The organism is Planktothrix sp. (assembly GCF_046067725.1).
Taxonomy (GTDB): Bacteria; Cyanobacteriota; Cyanobacteriia; order Cyanobacteriales; family Microcoleaceae; genus Planktothrix.
On the sequence record NZ_JBJUDF010000026.1, the window covers coordinates 1 to 4,680 of the forward strand.

At 38.4% G+C, this 4,680-nt stretch carries 5 protein-coding genes; 2 read left to right on the forward strand and 3 right to left on the reverse strand.

Going from position 1 to position 4,680, the window contains the following annotated elements; genetic code table 11:
- The first annotated feature begins 199 nt into the window (after positions 1–199).
- Positions 200–1,021, forward strand: coding sequence for a sulfotransferase (locus ACKPEB_RS01400; RefSeq protein WP_408962980.1), 822 nt, complete (start codon positions 200–202; stop codon positions 1,019–1,021).
- Between the two features lie 38 nt (positions 1,022–1,059).
- A complete protein-coding gene (locus tag ACKPEB_RS01405; protein WP_408962981.1) occupies positions 1,060–1,803 on the forward strand; it encodes a GNAT family N-acetyltransferase in 744 nt (247 codons plus the stop codon).
- Between the two features lie 7 nt (positions 1,804–1,810).
- On the opposite strand, the gene dusA is transcribed toward ACKPEB_RS01405, so the two are convergent.
- The 3 genes from dusA to ACKPEB_RS01420 all read right to left on the reverse strand — a co-directional run.
- Positions 1,811–2,806, reverse strand: a complete 996-nt coding sequence (gene dusA, locus ACKPEB_RS01410; protein WP_408962982.1) for a tRNA dihydrouridine(20/20a) synthase DusA — start codon at positions 2,804–2,806, stop codon at positions 1,811–1,813.
- A 5-nt stretch (positions 2,807–2,811) separates the two neighbouring features.
- Complete coding sequence (locus ACKPEB_RS01415; protein ID WP_408962983.1) at positions 2,812–4,470, reverse strand: after-VIT domain-containing protein; 1,659 nt, start codon at positions 4,468–4,470, stop codon at positions 2,812–2,814.
- Positions 4,442–4,680 (reverse strand): serine hydrolase (locus tag ACKPEB_RS01420; RefSeq protein WP_408962984.1); only part of this gene is annotated, 239 nt, incomplete at its 5' end. The genes ACKPEB_RS01415 and ACKPEB_RS01420, both read right to left, overlap by 29 nt.

Consider the following 4,680-nt stretch of genomic DNA (forward strand, 5'->3'; position numbering starts at 1 on the left):
CAAGGCAGTGGAACTCAAGCTGGAAATACCTTGATTCAAGTCGCAGCAAATAATGAACTTTTAGCCACTTTAATCGGTGTTCCCGCTAACTCAATTACCGCCAATTCTTTTACCCTTAATTAACGAATACATCCCGAAACCCGGTTTCTTCAAGACATCGGGTTTCTTTAACAATTCCTAACAATTTCAACAATTTTTTATGCTTCATCATCGTTATCTTTATTTAACCGGACTTCCTTGCTCTGGGATGTTTTTTGTCAGTCAACTGTTAGCTCAACATCCTGAAATTCATAGTAATTCTTGGCGATCGCCTCTTTGTGATTTACTGCTGAACTTTCGCGATTTTTTGACCACTAACCCCGAATTAATTAACCAATTAAATCAAGACTTTCAGGGGACAATGGAGCGATCACTCTTAGGAATGAGAGGGTTTATCAACGGATGGTCTGAACCGATTTCTCAACCTTGGATTGTTGATTTTCATCCCCAGTGGTTGGAACATTTAGAGTTGGTTCATTTAATTGATCCTGATTTTAAAATGGTCGTTTTTGTCAGAGAATTAAGTCAAATCTATGGAGCAATAGAAACTCAACATCAACAAACATTACTATTAGATTTTCCTGAAAAATTAGCCTCTCTTTCACGAGCAGAACGCGCTCAACAATTATTCATTCCTCCAGGGATTATCGGTTCAGGTCTTAAGGCTTTAGAACAAATCCAAGACTTAGAAATGAGTTTACAAGAACGGTTATTTTTTGTAGTCTACGAGCATTTAATGACAAATCCTCAAGAAGTCTTAACAGAATTATTCACCTGGTTAAACCTCCAACCCATTACACCGAATTTAACCTTAATTAATTTTGAATTATCTAATTATTCCCAGTCTTTTGGTAAATATGTCGAAGAACCCTATAATCCTCATCAGCCATTAGTTAATTATCCGCTACCTAAGCGTTTTGAAACCACAATTCAACAGAATTTTACTTGGTTTTATCAAACGTTTTACCCCGGTTTATTGTAATTCTCTATGTTTTGTTAACTGTTCCCTGCTATAACGCTATGACTTTAAATCCTCTCATTCTGCATCAAGGATGTTCTCTAACTCTCAAACGCACCACTCCCGATGATGCCGATTTTCTATTTGAAAAAATGTATTCTTCTTATGAGTTTAGGCGTTTATTTCGTTTGAATGATACAGCAAAAACTGTAGAAAAAGTTAGAGAAAAATTAATCAAAAGATCCCGTTTAACACCTGCCGAAAGTGGTTATTTAGAATGTTTAATAATTCATAAACATCATGGCATCATTGGAATTATTGCCGCCGCCGACTATAGTGCTCTCCATAAAAGGGCTGAACTGTTAATTGGAATTTTTGAGGAAAAACATCGTTCTATTTACTATGGGATTGAGAGTTGCATCTTAATGGGAGATTTAATTTTTAATGCTTATCATTTGCATCGTTTTTATGCCTATAGTTATAGTTATAATCATCCCGCCCATGCAGTTTTAACCAAAACAGGGTTTCAACTGGAAGGCATCATGAAAGAACATCTATATGATCCGATCGCTCAACAATATGTTGATCTGCACATTTATGGTATGAATGAAACTCAGATGCGACAAAATCCTCGGATTTCTCGTTTATCTAAACGATTAGTCGGACGTGATATTACCCAACCTTTAACAGCACCTCTTCCTCCCCCTGATGAATCAAAAATTCCGGGTCTGGGTCGTATTTCCCCATCAGAAAATCAACCTTATTTTGCTAAATCAGGAATACTTAAACGAATACACTCTCAATAATTGTATATCAACTTGAAACTTTTTCTAAAGCTTGCTGAAGAACTTCGACCCCTGCACCTGGAAGATGGGCATTTTCACTCATATATCGTTTCCAAACTTTTGTTCCCGGTTGTCCTGCAAATATCTCTAATAAATGGCGAGTCATACTATTTAATTTTACCCCTTTTTGTAGCCAATAGTCAATATAATGATACATCGATTCTATAACTTCTCGGCGAGTCAGAGGGGGTGTTTTTTCTCCATAGATTTCTTGATCTGCTATTGCAAATAAATAGGGGTGATCATAAGCAGCACGTCCGATCATAACTGCATCCACAAATTGCAATTGTTCTTTAACTTCTGTTAAGGTTTTAAACCCACCATTAATTTCAATCAATAAATGGGGAAATTCTTGTTTTAATCGATGTACTTCTTGATAGCGTAAGGGGGGAATAGTGCGGTTTTCTTTAGGACTTAAACCCTGTAACCACGCTTTACGAGCATGAACTGTAAATTGTTGACATCCGGCTTCAGAAACGATTCTAACAAAATCCGCCATATCTTCATAACTATCCCGGTCATCAATACCAATTCGATGTTTAACGGTGACAGGAATTTGAACCACTTTTTGCATGGCTTCTATGGCTTTTGCAACTAATTCTGGCTGCGCCATTAAACACGCTCCGAAATTGCCATTTTGAACGCGATCACTTGGACACCCAACGTTTAAATTAACTTGATCATATCCCCAATCTTCTGCTATTTTAGCGCAGGTCGCAAGATGATTAGGGTTATCTCCTCCTAATTGTAAAACTAAGGGTTTTTCTTCGGGAGAAAAGCTCAATAATTTTTCATGATCTCCATGCAAAATCGCTGCGGTTGTCACCATTTCAGTATAAAGTAACGTTCGCCGGGTGATTTGTCGCATAAAATAACGATAATGGCGATCAGTGCGATCCATCATGGGAGCAATACTGAGGGGATAGCTTTGATTTAAGGTTGAAATTGATCTCAGATTGTTCATGAAATTTAGGATTTTGTTGCTTTTAATTCTAAGGTGATTCTGATCTTTCCACTAACTGAAGTTGGAGGTTGCCAAGTTAATAGTGATCGTCGAATCTGATCAATAATGATCGCTTCTTTTTGATTATCATCTAAATCTAAATTAAAGTCAAGGTCATCAAAAATTGCTCGTTGGACATTGCCTTGATCAACAATCATTTCAAAACTAATTTTTCCATTCATTGGAATCGATAAATTTAACCCTTGTAAATAACGATTTAAGTCATCTAAAAGCGTGCGATCGCTAATTCCTATTAGTTGAATCACTGCAATGGTAGAACCCACATTTCTAGCTGCATTTAGCCTTGTATCGAGGATATCTACACCTTGAAATTGAGAGGGAGCAGGTGCAAGTTCTGGAGTTCTTTGGCTACTATAATGATTGTAACCTGATGCTGAACGCACTCGTCCGATCGCCATCGAATTTGTAGATTGAAGTTGAGAAGTTTCAGGCGTGCCCAAAATTCCTTCATAACTGACACCTTCGGGTAATTCTATCGGAACTTCGACGGTATGACGGGTTCCATTTGCATCAACTCGAACTTCTTCACTCACCGCAACAAATGCTGTATAATTTGATAGTAATTGATAGGATAAAGCGGTGCGTGTTACCTCATCAACTCCAGATTTTGTTTCCCAGGAAAACATTTGATTCATCAGTTCTTTGATTTTAGCTCGTCCCCATAATTTAGCAATCGCAATATTACTAGATTCGTTAGTATTAAGATTGGGAAAATTAACAGGTAACGTTTGTTCATAGCGATCGCCGTTTGCTGTTGTTCCTGTAATTCTTAATAACCCATTACGTCGATCTGATTTGCGTCCAAATAACACTAAAGGTTGGTTATCAAATAAATCTGATAAGGTGATTGGGTAAATTTCGGGTTTTAATCCTTCCCCTTGCCAAGTGATTTCAATATCGGTTAAAATCGGGTTATTAATCTGTTTAAAAAAGGTTTCAATGACGGTTTCGGTCGATTCATCTTGACGAACAATTTGTACTGTTCCTCGTCCCATTTCTCCTAAACGATTGAGTAAAAATCGATTGACGGAACTTCCCACCCCAAAACAATACAATCGATTTCCGGGTTTAAGTTTGTTTTGCACTTCAGCAATGACTTCAGAATCATTTCCAATATAACCATCGGTCAATAAAACAATACTGCGTAACCGACCCGTTGGGGGAGAAGGAAAGCGCATTACCGCTTGAATTCCATTTAATAATTCTGTCCCGCCATTCGCTTCTAATTGATTAATATAATTAAGTGCTTTTTCTCGGTTAGTTGGGGTATTTTCTAAAGGAGTTTCAGATAACGTATTAGTGCTATTGGCAAAATCAATAATAGTAAAGGTATCTTCAGCATTTAATCCTTGAATAAACCGTTTCATTAATTCTTTAGATTTCTTTAAAGGTTCTCCTTCTTGCGAACCTGAAGTATCCATTAAAAAGATAACGTCTTTGGGGATAATTTGATTGGGATTATAACGAATTGCAGGTAACAAATAAGCCGCAAAATGTCCGCCTTGAGGGTCAGATTCTGTTAATACCGTTGCTCTTGTATTTTCGCCTGAAATTTGGTATCTTAGAATTAGATCTTTATTCGAGATAGTCCTGCGCCGTGCCATACAGCGCGCCCCCGCCCATCTCGAATTCAGGCTCTGCGGGCATGGCAAACGGCATGGGTGAGAGTTCACCTTCCGGACTGCGGGCATGGAAGCCACTTACCCGGGCCTGCATCTGTTCACTCAACGGGAAGCCCGTGCTGTGCATGGACAAGGGCTTGAACACATTCTCGGCCAGATAGGCGCCCAGAGTCTGGCCGCTCACCGCCTCCA